17 protein-coding genes are annotated in these 13,975 nt (G+C 30.4%); 16 read left to right on the forward strand and 1 reads right to left on the reverse strand.

The window, feature by feature from the left end; genetic code table 11:
• Positions 1-5 precede the first annotated feature (5 nt).
• The 10 genes from fabG to K5V21_RS08355 all read left to right on the forward strand — a co-directional run bounded on the left by fabG (position 6) and on the right by K5V21_RS08355 (position 8,049).
• Positions 6-746: a 3-oxoacyl-[acyl-carrier-protein] reductase gene (gene fabG, locus K5V21_RS08310; RefSeq protein WP_221860782.1), complete on the forward strand. Its 741-nt coding sequence runs from the start codon at positions 6-8 to the stop codon at positions 744-746.
• A gap of 16 nt (positions 747-762) precedes the next feature.
• Positions 763-2,001: a beta-ketoacyl-ACP synthase II gene (gene fabF / locus K5V21_RS08315; RefSeq protein WP_221860784.1), complete on the forward strand. Its 1,239-nt coding sequence runs from the start codon at positions 763-765 to the stop codon at positions 1,999-2,001.
• A gap of 11 nt (positions 2,002-2,012) precedes the next feature.
• Entirely contained in the window at positions 2,013-2,501 is a 489-nt protein-coding gene (gene accB, locus K5V21_RS08320; RefSeq protein WP_221860786.1) for an acetyl-CoA carboxylase biotin carboxyl carrier protein, read from the forward strand.
• Positions 2,502-2,503: 2 nt separating this feature from the next.
• On the forward strand, positions 2,504-2,926 hold the full coding sequence (gene fabZ, locus K5V21_RS08325) for a 3-hydroxyacyl-ACP dehydratase FabZ (protein ID WP_221860788.1): 423 nt from the start codon (positions 2,504-2,506) through the stop codon (positions 2,924-2,926).
• Positions 2,927-2,935: 9 nt separating this feature from the next.
• Positions 2,936-4,288 (forward strand): acetyl-CoA carboxylase biotin carboxylase subunit, encoded by a 1,353-nt coding sequence (locus tag K5V21_RS08330; RefSeq protein ID WP_221860790.1) that lies wholly within the window; start codon positions 2,936-2,938, stop codon positions 4,286-4,288.
• Positions 4,281-5,150, forward strand: a complete 870-nt coding sequence (accD, locus tag K5V21_RS08335; protein WP_221860792.1) for an acetyl-CoA carboxylase, carboxyltransferase subunit beta — start codon at positions 4,281-4,283, stop codon at positions 5,148-5,150. Before K5V21_RS08330 ends, accD begins: the two co-directional genes overlap by 8 nt.
• On the forward strand, positions 5,143-5,958 hold the full coding sequence (locus K5V21_RS08340; protein ID WP_221860794.1) for an acetyl-CoA carboxylase carboxyltransferase subunit alpha: 816 nt from the start codon (positions 5,143-5,145) through the stop codon (positions 5,956-5,958). The genes accD and K5V21_RS08340 overlap by 8 nt, the downstream gene beginning before the upstream one ends.
• Before the next feature lie 147 nt (positions 5,959-6,105).
• Positions 6,106-7,065 (forward strand): DUF4003 family protein, encoded by a 960-nt coding sequence (locus K5V21_RS08345; RefSeq protein WP_221860796.1) that lies wholly within the window; start codon positions 6,106-6,108, stop codon positions 7,063-7,065.
• 36 nt (positions 7,066-7,101) lie between these two features.
• A complete protein-coding gene (locus tag K5V21_RS08350; protein ID WP_221860798.1) occupies positions 7,102-7,515 on the forward strand; it encodes a HutP family protein in 414 nt (137 codons plus the stop codon).
• A 120-nt stretch (positions 7,516-7,635) separates the two neighbouring features.
• Complete coding sequence (locus K5V21_RS08355; protein ID WP_204595649.1) at positions 7,636-8,049, forward strand: hypothetical protein; 414 nt, start codon at positions 7,636-7,638, stop codon at positions 8,047-8,049.
• 71 nt (positions 8,050-8,120) lie between these two features.
• On the opposite strand, the gene K5V21_RS08360 is transcribed toward K5V21_RS08355, so the two are convergent.
• Positions 8,121-8,450: a thioredoxin family protein gene (locus tag K5V21_RS08360; protein WP_221860800.1), complete on the reverse strand. Its 330-nt coding sequence runs from the start codon at positions 8,448-8,450 to the stop codon at positions 8,121-8,123.
• Between the two features lie 124 nt (positions 8,451-8,574).
• Here K5V21_RS08360 and K5V21_RS08365 point away from each other — a divergent pair, with 124 nt between their 5' ends.
• From K5V21_RS08365 to mnmA, 6 genes are all read left to right on the forward strand, one after another.
• Positions 8,575-8,841, forward strand: coding sequence for a hypothetical protein (locus K5V21_RS08365; RefSeq protein ID WP_221860802.1), 267 nt, complete (start codon positions 8,575-8,577; stop codon positions 8,839-8,841).
• 124 nt (positions 8,842-8,965) lie between these two features.
• Positions 8,966-10,237, forward strand: coding sequence for a replication-associated recombination protein A (locus tag K5V21_RS08370; RefSeq protein WP_221860804.1), 1,272 nt, complete (start codon positions 8,966-8,968; stop codon positions 10,235-10,237).
• Positions 10,238-10,708: 471 nt separating this feature from the next.
• Positions 10,709-11,161 (forward strand): RrF2 family transcriptional regulator, encoded by a 453-nt coding sequence (locus K5V21_RS08375; protein ID WP_204595653.1) that lies wholly within the window; start codon positions 10,709-10,711, stop codon positions 11,159-11,161.
• A 2-nt stretch (positions 11,162-11,163) separates the two neighbouring features.
• Positions 11,164-12,345, forward strand: coding sequence for a cysteine desulfurase NifS (nifS, locus tag K5V21_RS08380; protein WP_221860806.1), 1,182 nt, complete (start codon positions 11,164-11,166; stop codon positions 12,343-12,345).
• A gap of 2 nt (positions 12,346-12,347) precedes the next feature.
• Positions 12,348-12,782, forward strand: coding sequence for a Fe-S cluster assembly scaffold protein NifU (gene nifU, locus K5V21_RS08385; protein WP_204595655.1), 435 nt, complete (start codon positions 12,348-12,350; stop codon positions 12,780-12,782).
• Positions 12,783-12,790: 8 nt separating this feature from the next.
• Positions 12,791-13,870: a tRNA 2-thiouridine(34) synthase MnmA gene (gene mnmA / locus K5V21_RS08390; protein ID WP_221860808.1), complete on the forward strand. Its 1,080-nt coding sequence runs from the start codon at positions 12,791-12,793 to the stop codon at positions 13,868-13,870.
• Positions 13,871-13,975: the final 105 nt, after the last annotated feature.

The following is a 13,975-nucleotide window of genomic DNA, read 5'->3' on the forward strand; positions in this document are numbered from 1 at the left end:
TTTTTATGTTGAAGGATAAATGTGCAATAGTAACAGGGGCTTCAAGAGGAATAGGAAGGGCTATAGCTAAAAAGTTAGCTTCTCTTGGTGCAAATATTGTTTTAAATTATAGAAGTAATGAAGAGGAAGCTTTAAAAGTACAAGAAGAACTTTTAAGTATGGGAGTGGAAGTCTTCTTATATAAATGTGATATAAGTGATAGCAAAGCTGTAGAAGAAATGATAAAATCTGCAAAAGAGAAATTTGGAGCTATCGATATAATGGTAAATAATGCTGGTATTACGAAAGATACGTTAATACTAAGAATGAAAGATGAAGATTTTAATAGTGTTATTGATGTAAATTTAAAAGGTGTATTTAACTGCTTAAAAGCTATAACTCCAATTATGGTTAGACAAAAATCAGGTAGAATAGTTAACCTTTCATCAGTTGTTGGAATAGTAGGTAATGCAGGTCAAATAAACTATTCAGCATCTAAGGCTGGTGTTATTGGAATGACAAAATCATTAGCTAAAGAAGTTGGAAGTAGAGGTATCACAGTTAATGCTGTAGCACCAGGATTTATTGATACTGATATGACAGAAGTTTTAGGAGAAAAATTTAAAGAGGAAGCTAAAAAGAACATACCGCTAAAGAGACTTGGTAATCCAGAAGATGTTGCAAATATGGTAGCTTTTTTAGCATCAGATGATGCATCATATGTAACTGGTCAAGTAATGAATGTTGATGGCGGAATGGTAATGTAGGGCGGAGGATTTTGTTATGGAAAGAAGAGTAGTAATTACAGGAATGGGAGCTTTAACTCCTATAGGAAATAGCGTAGAAGAGTTTTGGGCTAACGCGAAAGAAGGTAAGCTTGGAATAGATTATGTAACTTTAGTGAATAAAGATGAAGTTAGTGTAAAGGTAGCAGGCGAAGTTAAAAATTTTGACCCAACTGAAATTTTAGGTAAAAAAGAAAGTAAAAGATTAGATAGATATTCTCAATTTGCATTAGCTTGTGCTGATGAAGCAATTAAATCATCAGGATTAGATTTAGAAAATATGGATAAGAATAGAATTGGGGTACTTGTTGGTTCAGGTATTGGAGGATTCCAAACTATTGAAACTGAAATAACAAAGATGGCTACAGGTTCAAAAAGAGTATCACCATTTTTTATACCTATGGCAATAAGTAATATGGCAGCTGGTAATATATCTATAAGATATGGATTAAAAGGACCATCAACTGCAATAGTTACAGCTTGTGCTACAGGAACAAATGGAATAGGAGAAGCATTTAGACAAATAAAACATGGATATGTAGATGTAATGCTTGCAGGTGGAGTAGAAGCGCCAATAACTAAGATTGGAATAGAAGGGTTTGCAAGTCTTAAGGCTTTAAATCCATCAAATGATCCTAAGAGATCATCAATTCCATTTGATAAAGATAGAAGTGGTTTTGTAATTGGTGAAGGTGCTGGAATATTAGTACTTGAAAGCTTAGAGTCAGCACAAAAGAGAGGTGCTAATATATTAGCTGAGATTGTTGGATATGGAAGCACTTGTGATGCTTATCATATTACATCACCAGACCCAGATGGAGAAGGTGCATGTCGTGCTATGGTTGAAGCTATGGAAGAAGCATCAATAAAGCCAGAAGAAGTATCATATATAAATGCACATGGTACATCAACTCCTTTAAATGATAAATTTGAAACAGTAGCTATAAAAAGAGCTTTTGGAGATTTAGCATACAAGATACCTGTATCATCAACTAAATCAATGACAGGACATCTTTTAGGTGCAGCAGGAGCTATAGAAGCTATAATATGTATAGAAGCATTAAGAGATGGTTTCATACCTCCTACAATTGGTCATCAAACAAAAGATGAAGAATGTGATTTAGATTGCGTACCTAATGTTGGAAGACGTGAAGAATTAAGCTATGCTTTAACAAATTCATTAGGGTTTGGAGGGCATAACGCAACATTATTATTTAAGAAGTGGAATGAAAAATAGGAGGCTATTTTATGAATATTAACGAAGTGAAGGAACTTATTAAGCTTATAAATACTTCAGAGCTTGCATACTTTGAGTATAAAAGTGGAGATTCTCATATAAAAATGGATAAATCTTTAACTAGAGGATTAAATGTATCACCGAGCAAAGAAGTTAAGGGTGAAACTGTAACAGAGAAGATTCATTCAGAAAAAATGATAAGTGAAGTAATAGATGAAGTTAAGGAAGAAGTTAAAGAAGAACCACAAGACATCGAAGGAACAGTAGTTACGTCACCAATGGTTGGAACTTTTTATGGATCACCTTCACCAGATAGTGATAGTTTTGTAAAAGTTGGAGATAATGTTAAAAAAGGATCAGTACTTTGTATAATTGAAGCTATGAAACTTATGAATGAAATAGAAAGTGAAGTTTCAGGAAGTATAGTTCAAGTTTTAGTTAAAGATGGAGATATGGTAGAGTATGGTACTCCATTATTTAAGATAAGGGAGGATGTCTAATTATGATGGGAATAAAAGAAATAAAAGAAATATTACCTCATAGATATCCATTTTTACTTGTTGATAGAATTGTAGAAATGGAAGAAGGGAAAAGTGTTACTGGATATAAGAATGTAACTGCAAATGAGCAGTTTTTCCAAGGCCATTTTCCAGAAGAACCTGTTATGCCAGGCGTTTTAATACTTGAAGCTATAGCACAAGTTGGAGCAGTAGCTCTTCTTACAAAAGAAGAGTTTAAAGGTAAAATTCCACTTTTTGCTGGAGCTGATAAGGTGAGATTTAGACAAAAGGTAGTACCAGGAGATAAATTAGAATTAAATTGCGAAATTATAAAGCTTAGAGGTCCTGTAGGAATTGGAAAAGGTGTAGCTAAAGTAGATGGAAAGAAAGTATGTGAAGCAGAAATAATGTTTGCTATAGGATAGGTGAAGTATATGTTTAAGAAAGTATTAATTGCAAATAGAGGAGAGATAGCTGTAAGAATAATTAGAGCATGCAGAGAACTTGGAGTTGCAACTGTTGCTGTTTATTCTGAAGTAGATAAAGAAGCTCTTCACACACAACTTGCTGATGAGGCAATTTGTATTGGGGCATATCCTGCAAAAGATAGTTATCTAAACATAAAAAACATATTAAGTGCATGTGTTTTAACTGGTGCTGATGCTATTCATCCAGGGTTTGGATTCCTTTCAGAAAATGCTAAGTTTTCAAAGATGTGTAGTGAGTGTAATATTAAATTTATAGGACCAGATTACACATCTATAGAGCTTATGGGAAATAAAGCAAGAGCTAGAGAATTAATGAAAAGTGCAGATGTTCCTGTTGTTCCAGGTTTTGAAGGAACTATAGAAAATGAAGATCATGCATTAGATATTGCAAAAAATATAGGATATCCTATTATGATAAAAGCTGCTGCAGGTGGTGGCGGAAAAGGTATCAGAATAGCAAGAAATGATGAAGAATTTAGAAAGGGATATAATACTGCTAAATCAGAATCATTAGCTTGTTTTGGTGATGATACTTTATATATTGAAAAGTTTATTGAAAGACCAAGACATATAGAGTTTCAAATACTTGCAGATGAGAATGGAAATGTAGTGCATTTAGGTGAACGTGAATGTTCATTACAAAGAAAAAATCAAAAAGTATTAGAAGAAGCTCCATCTTCAATTTTAAGTGAAGAACTTAGAGCTGAAATGGGAGAAGTTGCAAAGAGAGCTGCTAAGGCTTGTAATTATAAAAATGCAGGAACAATAGAATTTTTAGTAGATAAAGACTTCAATTATTATTTCATGGAAATGAATACAAGAATACAGGTTGAACATCCTATAACTGAAATGGTAACAGGAGTAGACCTTTTAAAAGAGCAACTTAAAATAGCAAGTGGAGAACCTTTAAGCTTTATTCAAGAGGATATAAAGATAAAAGGTCATGCAATAGAATGTAGAATTAACGCTGAAGATCCTGAAAATGATTTTAGACCTTGTCCAGGACTTATAAATGAATTATATATACCAGGTGGGCTTGGAATAAGACTTGATTCTGCAATTTATTGTGGATATAAGATACCTCATTGCTATGATTCAATGCTTGCAAAACTTATAGCTTATGGAGAAAATAGAGACGAAGCTATAATAAGAATGAAAAGAGCATTAAGTGAGTTTGGGATTGGTGGAGTTAAGACAAATATAGAATTCCAATATTCGCTTTTAGAGATGGAAGAATTTTTAAATGGAGATTATGATACTGCATTTTTAGGAAATAAGATGGTGAATAAGTATGCTTAAGGATTTATTTAATAAAAAGAAGAATTATGGAACAGTTAAAAAAATAAATATAGAGTCAGATATAAAGCCAAATATCCCATCTGGAATGTGGACTAAATGTGACGGATGTCACTCGATAATATATCATGAAGATTTAGTCAAAAACAAATATGTTTGTACTAATTGTAATCATCATTTTAGACTTAAGGCTCATGATAGAGTAAAATTATTTTTTGATGATAATTCTTTTGAAGAATTTGATAAAGATTTAAGTACAAGAAACCCTCTAGACTTTGAAGGATATCAAAAGAAGTTAGAGGATGCTAAGAAAAGAACTAAAAGCAGAGAAGCTGTTGTAACAGGAACTGGTTTAGTTAATGGAATAAGAGTTTGTGCTGGAATAATGGATAGTTTCTTTATGATGGGAAGTATGGGAACTGTTGTTGGTGAAAAGCTAACTAGAATGATTGAATTTGCTATAAAGCATAAGCTTCCTGTTATTATATTTACAACTTCTGGAGGTGCTAGAATGCAAGAGGGAATATTTTCTCTTATGCAGATGGCAAAAGTTAGTGCAGCTCTTGCAAAACATAGTGAAGAAGGACTTCTATATATTACTGTACTTACAGACCCAACAACAGGTGGCATTACTGCAAGTTTTGCAATGGAAGGTGACGTAATATTAAGTGAACCTAATGCATTAATCGGATTTGCAGGAAGAAGAGTAATTGAAAACACTATCAAAGAAACATTACCAGATGATTTTCAAAAGGCAGAATTTCTCTTAGATAAAGGCTTTGTTGATAAGATAGTAAACAGAGAAGAGTTAAGAACTTGTGTATATAAGATACTAAGATTACATGAGGTGAATAGATATGAATAGAAGACTGGCAAGAAAGATGAAAGCATGGGATAAAGTATCTATTGCAAGACACAAAGATAGACCAACAGGGAAATTTTATATAGAAAATATCTTTGATGAATTTATAGAATTCCACGGAGATAGAAATTTTGGAGATGATAGTGCTATAATAGGTGGTATTGCTGAAATATCAGGCAGACCAGTGACTGTAATAGCTATAACTAAAGGTGAAAATACTAAAGAAAATATAGAAAGAAACTTTGGTATGCCAAGACCAGAAGGTTATAGAAAAGCATTAAGACTTATGAAACAAGCTGAAAAATTTAAAAGACCTGTTATATGTCTAATAGATACTCCAGGAGCTTTCTGTGGAGTAGATGCTGAAGAAAGAGGTCAAGGTGAAGCTATCGCTATGAATCTTTTTGAAATGAGTAAATTAAAAACTCCGATAGTATCAATAATTACAGGTGAAGGTGGAAGTGGTGGAGCATTAGCTCTTGCAGTTGGAGATTCTGTAGGTATGCTTGAACATTCAATATATTCAATACTATCTCCTGAAGGATTCGCATCTATCTTATGGAAAGATGGTGAAAGAGCTTCAGAAGCTGCTGAGGTTATGAAAATTACAGCAGAAGATTTAAGAGAGTTCAATATTATAGACTTTATAGTTAGAGAGCCTCATGGAGGAGCTCATAAAAATCCACAGCGTATGGCAAATAGTTTTAAAAGAGCAATATTATTAGAACTTAATAAATTAAAAGCAATTAATGAAGATGAACTTTTAGAAAAAAGATACAATAAGTTTAGAAACTTTGGGAAAAATTTATAAAAATTTCAATGAAAAGAATTAGAATAGTTAATTATTCTAATTCTTTTTTGAAATTTATTGACAGTTGTATTGTATTAGAAATAATATATAATTATAAATTATTTAATAATTTAATATTTAATGCAAAAATTTTATGAGGATGATGAAATGGATATTGAACTGAAAGAGAAAGTAAGAATTTTTATTGAACTAAACAATGAATTTAAAAAGAATTTAAGGTGGGATGGAAAAGATTTAAATTGTCTAGCATCTTTAATAGCAAATGGTTCTGATGAAGAAATTAATGAAACTAGAATAAAGGATATAAGGAAGTATATTAGAAAGAACACTAAATTTAATTCTAAATTCAGAGGAGAGTTTAAAAAGGTTTTCTCTATTCTTATGAATGGTAGAAAAGACTATAAGGAGGTCTTTTTAAATACCAAATATATAAATTCTTCATTGGTAGATAGAGGTTTTAAAGATAATAAAGAAACTCTTTATACGGCGTTTTTATTATCTAAAAGATTTAATGGTGATGAATTAGAAGAAAAATTAAATAGATTATTTGAAATAAAAGAAGTTATTAATGAAGAGCAGTACGATTTCTTTATGAAAGAGGATTATATAGTATATGTGTATCTGACGGCAATAGATAAAGAAATTAATGAGATAGTTCAAGATATAAAAAATATTGACTCAAAGATAGGAAAGATAAATTTAAAGGAAGTTAAGAGCCTTGATTCTTTTTATTTATCTTTACTTATTACAAATTCAGATATAGAGAAAAAAATTGAGAAGGTACTTAATATTAGGTGCAATCTTATAGATAGCTATAATTTTATAGAAGAAGATGTATATCCTCTTTTAGGATTAGCTTCAAGCTTTGCACTGGAAGATGAAGTTTTCGCTAAAGCAGTATGTGGTATATACGACATGCTAAAAGAAAAAAAGGATTTTAATAGCAAGGGAATATCTGAAAAAAATATTTTTAAAATATCGTTGTGTATTGTATTGATGAGATATCTAGAATACATTAAAGGTGATATAATAGATGTAGATACTGAGGAAGAAGATGATCTTATATATATTATAGAGGAGTATATAGCCTTTTCAATTATCTTATAAATCATAATCTTCCCTTAGGGAATGGAGAACGTAAAGATGAGAAATACTAGTACAGAAGTAGCAAAGATTGCTACAAGAATGGCAATTTCAAGTAGAGATGAAGAGGAAGTTTTAAAATTAAAATATAAGAAAAGTGATTATCTAGTAACTGCAGTTAATATTGGTGGAAATATCAATGATTCTATTCATACTATCTTAGAAAGAGCACTTGTTGCTTCTAAAAGAAATAATTTAATAAGAGAAGAACATATTCATGAAGGAGCTATAATAGGTGCAACTAGAGATGCTTTAATGCAAGTTCAAACTAGAGCAAGTGGCCAAAATGTTGGTGGGAAAATTGGTATAGCTAGAAGAGGAGAGCATATATCAGTTTGTATTTTTCTAAGTATAGGTCTTCTTCATTTAGATGAAGTAGTTATTGGAATTGGACATAGAGCAATTCCAATGTAGCATATGAACTCAAGGGTATCCTTGAGTTTGTTTATTTATATAAATAAAATTTCTTGATTACATAAAGATTATTTGATAAAGTTTACTTATCTTAAATTAACATAGAAAGAAGGAAACATAGTGTATATTGTTTTTGGAAATAAAATATTAGATACAAAAGAAATTGGAGAAAATATAGAAGAAAATACAGAATTTAAAGTTCTTAAAGATATGAGCAAAGGAACTAAAAGAGAGGATGTTTGTGCTTATAATTTAAGTATTCCAGTAGAATTATTAAATGAAGAGATAGATTCATCATATAACATAGAAGAACTTGATGAAGATACGTTATTTGAAGAGTATATGGCCAGTGCAGAAGAAATTGCTATGGAAATAGAAGAATTCCTACCAGAAGAAAGTAAAATTAGATTTGTAACATATAAGTGGGACCTTTCAGATAATGATGTTAGAGGAATTCTTGTTGTAGGTAATGATGAAATAACTGAAAATAAAATGATGGATGTTTTAAAAAGACTTTTAACTCAAGTAGAATAAGAAAAAATACCCTATGGTAATTTTACCATAGGGTATTTAATTTTTTATTATATAAATATATCATAGCTTTACTATTTTTCATTACATAATTCATAATATCTATTTATATTTTTGATTAAATTTTCTACACTAAAGTATCTTGCCTCTCTTATATATTCTTTTCCATCTATATATAATAATATCGCAGGAAAAGTAAATATACTAAAGCTTGCTAAAATTTCATCTGTATTAAAAGGTGGTATTTCATAAGCAGATATTTTAGGAAAATTCTTTAATGCCACTTCAAGTTTTTCTTTTATTGCACCACAAGCGCTGCATGTTGGTGAAGAAAAATAAAGTAAAGTTATTCCCTTCTTTTTTAATAAATCTTCAATAGTTTTTTCATCATTTACTATAACCATATAAACATCTCCTTTACTTAATATTATCATAGGTGTCAATGAAGAATTAATTTATATAAGTTTATAATAAATCTTCACATATACAAATATAAATAGAGTTAAGAATAATAAATATAGGTGGATTATGATTATAAAAGCAATAACTGTACCAACACCAAGGAGAATAAAGAAAAAGGTTAAAAATTTTTGTACAAAAGAAAGGATTGCAATGTATTCTCTCATAGGAGGTGGTATTTTAACTATATCTCTTACAGATACAGAACTTAAATCTTTATCTATAGGAGGACTTTTATATTGTGGTTTTACTTATGAAGTAATAGAAAGAACAGATCCAGAGATATTAAATATGATTTATAAAAATTATATTAGTCCATATTCTAGGTTATATTAATATATAACTATTACAGCAATTAACAGTATAATTAATATAAAGATATAGTTAGTATAAGCTAGATATAATATTAAATAATTATGATATAATTATTTAATATTAAGTTTAGAAAAGAGTGGAAAGAATGCGTAAACCATTAGCTGAAAAAATAAGACCTAATGAATTAAGTGAAGTATTTGGTCAAAAGCATATACTAGGAGAAAATAAAATTTTAAATAGAATAATTAAGAGTGGAACAATAAATAATATGATTTTTTATGGACCACCAGGGGTAGGAAAGACTACAGTTGCAAATATTATTTCTAATAAAATAAATAAAAAGTTCTATAAGTTAAATGCAACTACTGCTTCCTTAAAAGATATACAAGAAATAGGAAAAGAATTAGATACTTTCATGGGTAGAGATGGAGTAGTTCTTTATTTAGATGAGATTCAAAATTTTAATAAAAAACAACAACAGTCTCTTCTTGAATACATAGAGGATGGGAGAATAACTTTAATAGCATCTACTACAGAAAATCCTTATCATTATATTTTTAAGGCCCTTTTAAGTAGATCGACTATATTTGAATTTAAATCATTAGATGAGGAAGATGTAATTGATGCATTAAAGAGAGCTGTATTAATTGAAGAAGACTATGAAAATTTAAAAATAATAGTTAGTGATGAAGGATATAGATATTTTGCAGCAGCTTCTAATGGTGATGTTAGAAAAGCACTAAATGGGCTTGAAGTTGCAATAAATTCAACTAATCCTAATGAAAATGGAGAAATAATAATAGATTTAGAGGTAGCTAAAGAAAGTACTCAGACAAAGGTTGTAGCTTATGATATGAAAGGTGATAGTCACTATGATATATTAAGTGCATTCCAAAAGTCTATAAGAGGAAGTGATCCTAATGCTTCAATTCATTATTTAGCAAGACTTATTAAGGCTGGAGATCTAATATCTATATGTAGAAGGCTTCAAGTTATTGCAAGTGAGGATATAGGCCTTGCATATCCACAAGCTGCTATGATAGTAAAATCTTTAGTTGATTCTGCAAGGGAGCTTGGATTTCCTGAAGCTAGAATACCCCTTGCCGAAGCAACAATACTTTTAGCTACTAGTCCTAAATCCAATAAGGCTTATGTAGCTATAGATTCAGCTTTGCAGGATTTGGAAACAATGAAAATAGATGATATACCAAATACTTTAAAGGATGCTCATTATGGTGGTGCAAAGAGTCTTGGAAGAGGGATAGAATATAAATATCCTCATAATTATGAAAACTCCTATATAGAACAGCAATACTTACCTAATAATATAAAAAATAAAAAATATTATATACCAGGAGATAATAAATTTGAAAAGGGTATTGATAACTATTGGAAGGGTATAAAGGAAAAGAAATAATATTAAATATGATAAAAATGAATTTAATATGTATTTATAATAGTATTAAATAATTAAGATAGTACAAATTAAAAATAAAGTGAGTATTAACAAATTAAATAGTGTTAGTACTCACTTTTATTTATGTTGTATATAGTAACTTTATTTAATATATAGATTGCTAAACACTATTAATTTAATGAGTGTAGAAAACTATTGAAGTTTATTTTCTAATAGAATTATTACATAAATCTATTAGATTATTTGTATTATGATATTAATTTAATTTATCATTTGTATAAGTTGTATTCATAGTAATTTATTATTTATAAAGATACTTTAAAATATGCAGTATAGCAATTTATACTATTATGAAATATATATAATAACTTTTCATAAATTATTTACATAACGTTATTGACAATAACCGAGTGCTTTGGTAAGATATAATCATAAATCGTAGTAAGTTACTCTACTTTAAGGGGTGAATCAATGAAACTTTCAACAAAAGGAAGATATGGTGTAAAGGCTATGGTTGATCTAGCAATTAACTATGGAGAAGCGCCAGTATCAATAAAAACAATATCAAAGAGACAAAATATATCTGAATATTATTTAGAACAACTTTTTAGTCCCCTTAGAAAAGCAAAGCTTATAAAAAGTATAAGAGGTGCTCAAGGAGGGTATGTACTTAATAAGGAACCTAAATATATAAAGGTATCAGATATTATGTATGTTTTAGAAGGTCCTATTGAAGTGGCAGATTGTATAGATGGTTCAGAATGTAACAATATAGATTGCTGTGCAACTAGGATTCTTTGGAAAAAAATAAAAGATAGCATTGATAGTGTTATGGAATCAATAACACTTGAAGATATAGTTAATGATTATGAAATTATAAAGAAAAAGAATCAAGAGTTAAATCTTGTAGATAGAGGTGAATAGAAATGAGATCAGTATATATGGATTATGCTGCAACAACATACGTTAAACCAGAAGTTTTAGAAGAAATGCTTCCATACTTCACTAATAAATTCGGAAACCCATCTTCATTCTATGGAATATCAAGAGAAACAAAGATGGCAGTAGATAAAGCTAGAGGTCAAGTAGCTAAAGCATTAAATGCTGATATGAGTGAAATATACTTCACAGGTGGTGGATCAGAAGCAGATAACTGGGCAATAAAAGGTGTCTGTGCTGCTTATAAAAACAAAGGAAATCATATCATAACAACTAAAGTAGAACACCATGCTGTATTACATACTTGCCAATACTTAGAAAAGCAAGGTTTTGAAGTTACTTACTTAGATGTTGATGAAGAAGGCTTTATAAGAATAGAAGATCTTAAAAATGCAATTACAGATAAAACAATATTAGTATCTATAATGTTTGCTAACAATGAAATTGGTACAATAGAGCCAGTAAAAGAAATTGGTAAGATCTGTAGAGATAAAAAGATTCTATTCCATACAGATGCAGTTCAAGCAATTGGAAATGTTGAAATAGACGTTAAAGATATGAATATTGACTTATTATCACTTGCAGGTCATAAGATTTATGGACCAAAGGGAATAGGCGCACTTTATGTAAGAAAAGGTGTTAGAATACACAACCTAATCCACGGTGGTGGTCAAGAAAGAAATAGAAGAGCTGGAACAGAAAACATAGCTGGAATAGTTGGACTTGGAAGAGCAATTGAGCTTGCAACAAACAACTTAGAAGAACATGCTAAGAACATGACAGCTCTAAGAGATAAATTAATAGAAGGTTTATTAAGAGTTCCTTATACAAGATTAAATGGACCAAGAGGAGATAAGAGACTTCCAGGTAACGTAAATGTTTCATTTGAATTCATAGAAGGAGAATCAATACTACTTTCATTAGACTTTGAAGGAGTATGTGCATCAAGTGGTAGTGCTTGTACATCTGGATCATTAGATCCTTCACATGTATTACTTGCTATAGGATTACCTCATGAAAAAGCTCATGGATCGTTGAGATTAACATTAGGTGATGGATCAACTGAAGAAGATGTAGATTATGTTTTAGAAGTTGTACCACCAATTATAGAAAGACTTAGAAAGATGTCACCATTATGGACTGACTTTATTAAGAAGGGAGAAAATTAATTATGATATATAGTGAAAAGGTAATGGATCACTTTAGAAATCCAAGAAATGTAGGAATTATAGAAGATGCAAATGGTATAGGAGAAGTTGGAAACGCTAAATGTGGAGATATCATGAGAGTATACCTTAAGATAGAAGATAATAAGATTTTAGATGCTAAGTTTGAAACATTTGGTTGTGGATCAGCAATAGCTTCATCATCAATGGCTACAGATTTAATTAAAGGAAAGACAATTGAAGAAGCTTGGGAACTTACAAACAAAGCAGTTGCAGAAGCTTTAGATGGACTTCCACCAGTAAAAATGCACTGTTCAGTTTTAGCTGAAGAAGCAATCCACAAAGCTATAAACGACTATAGAAAAAAAGAAGGTTTAGAAGCTTGGGATTTTGAAGAGCACGGAGACGATTTACACGACCACATTCACGGAGAAGAATAGGTGATATAATGGAAAAGAAAAAGGTTGTTGTAGGTATGAGCGGCGGAGTTGATAGCTCCGTCGCTGCTTACCTTTTAAAGAAACAAGGATATGATGTAATAGGCATTACTATGAAACTTTGGCAAGGAGATAAAGAATACGAAGAAAAAGAAGGTGGATGCTGTTCTCTATCATCTGTAGAGGATGCTAGAAGAGTTTGTGAAAAATTAGATATACCTTTCTACGTATTAAACTTCAAAGATTCATTTAAAGAGAATGTAATTAAATATTTTGTCCAAGAATACATAGATGGAAAGACACCAAATCCATGTATTGCTTGTAATAAACACTTAAAGTTTGATGAACTTCTAAGAAAAGCAAGAGGAATAGGTGCAGAGTATGTTGCGACAGGTCATTATGCGAAGATTGAAGAAAGAGATGGAAGACATCTTTTAATAAGATCTGATGATGATAGAAAAGATCAGACATATGCTTTATATAATTTTACGCAAGATCAATTAGCACATACATTGATGCCATGTGGTGAATTCACTAAAGATAAAATAAGAGAAATTGCAAAAGAGATAGGGCTAGCTGTTCATAATAAGAAAGACAGTGAAGAAATATGTTTTATTCCTGATAATAATCATGGAAGATTTATAAAAGAAGAGCGTCCAAAGGCAGTTAAACCAGGTAATTTTGTAGATAGTAAAGGTAATATACTAGGACAACATAAAGGGATAGTATACTATACTATAGGTCAAAGAAAAGGTCTTGGAATAGCACTTGGAAAGCCTGTATTTGTAACAGATATAAGACCTAAGACTAATGAAGTTGTTTTAGGGTCTGAAGAAGCTATCTTTAAAACAGATTTAGTTGCAAAGGATGTAAACTTTATTCCCTTTGATGAATTAAAGGGTGATATGAATGTTCAAGCAAAGGTTAGATATGCAGCAAAACCTGCAGATGCAGTAATTTCACCTCTTCCAAATGGAAAGATTAAGGTGTCATTTAAAGATAAGCAAAGAGCAATAACAAAAGGCCAATCAGTAGTGTTTTATGATGGCCAAATTGTTGTTGGCGGTGGAATAATCGAAGGATTAGCATAAATTTTAAGACTAGAGAATTTTCTCTAGTCTTTTTTTGTTTATATACAATTAATGGATCAATATATTTTATTTTTAAGTTTAAAAATGGAAATAATGGGTAAGCTA

This window comes from Clostridium sardiniense, from assembly GCF_019753795.1.
Lineage (GTDB): Bacteria > Bacillota > Clostridia > Clostridiales > Clostridiaceae > Clostridium > Clostridium sardiniense.

Bases quoted from the DNA above. Each gene is read 5' to 3' on its own strand.
- fabG (WP_221860782.1), top strand. From the start codon at position 6: ATGTTGAAGGATAAATGTGCAATAGTAACAGGGGCTTCAAGAGGAATA.
- fabF (WP_221860784.1), top strand. From the start codon at position 763: ATGGAAAGAAGAGTAGTAATTACAGGAATGGGAGCTTTAACTCCTATA.
- accB (WP_221860786.1), top strand. From the start codon at position 2,013: ATGAATATTAACGAAGTGAAGGAACTTATTAAGCTTATAAATACTTCA.
- fabZ (WP_221860788.1), top strand. From the start codon at position 2,504: ATGATGGGAATAAAAGAAATAAAAGAAATATTACCTCATAGATATCCA.
- K5V21_RS08330 (WP_221860790.1), top strand. From the start codon at position 2,936: ATGTTTAAGAAAGTATTAATTGCAAATAGAGGAGAGATAGCTGTAAGA.
- accD (WP_221860792.1), top strand. From the start codon at position 4,281: ATGCTTAAGGATTTATTTAATAAAAAGAAGAATTATGGAACAGTTAAA.
- K5V21_RS08340 (WP_221860794.1), top strand. From the start codon at position 5,143: ATGAATAGAAGACTGGCAAGAAAGATGAAAGCATGGGATAAAGTATCT.
- K5V21_RS08345 (WP_221860796.1), top strand. From the start codon at position 6,106: ATGGATATTGAACTGAAAGAGAAAGTAAGAATTTTTATTGAACTAAAC.
- K5V21_RS08350 (WP_221860798.1), top strand. From the start codon at position 7,102: ATGAGAAATACTAGTACAGAAGTAGCAAAGATTGCTACAAGAATGGCA.
- K5V21_RS08360 (WP_221860800.1), bottom strand. From the start codon at position 8,450: ATGGTTATAGTAAATGATGAAAAAACTATTGAAGATTTATTAAAAAAG.
- K5V21_RS08365 (WP_221860802.1), top strand. From the start codon at position 8,575: ATGATTATAAAAGCAATAACTGTACCAACACCAAGGAGAATAAAGAAA.
- K5V21_RS08370 (WP_221860804.1), top strand. From the start codon at position 8,966: ATGCGTAAACCATTAGCTGAAAAAATAAGACCTAATGAATTAAGTGAA.
- K5V21_RS08375 (WP_204595653.1), top strand. From the start codon at position 10,709: ATGAAACTTTCAACAAAAGGAAGATATGGTGTAAAGGCTATGGTTGAT.
- nifS (WP_221860806.1), top strand. From the start codon at position 11,164: ATGAGATCAGTATATATGGATTATGCTGCAACAACATACGTTAAACCA.
- nifU (WP_204595655.1), top strand. From the start codon at position 12,348: ATGATATATAGTGAAAAGGTAATGGATCACTTTAGAAATCCAAGAAAT.
- mnmA (WP_221860808.1), top strand. From the start codon at position 12,791: ATGGAAAAGAAAAAGGTTGTTGTAGGTATGAGCGGCGGAGTTGATAGC.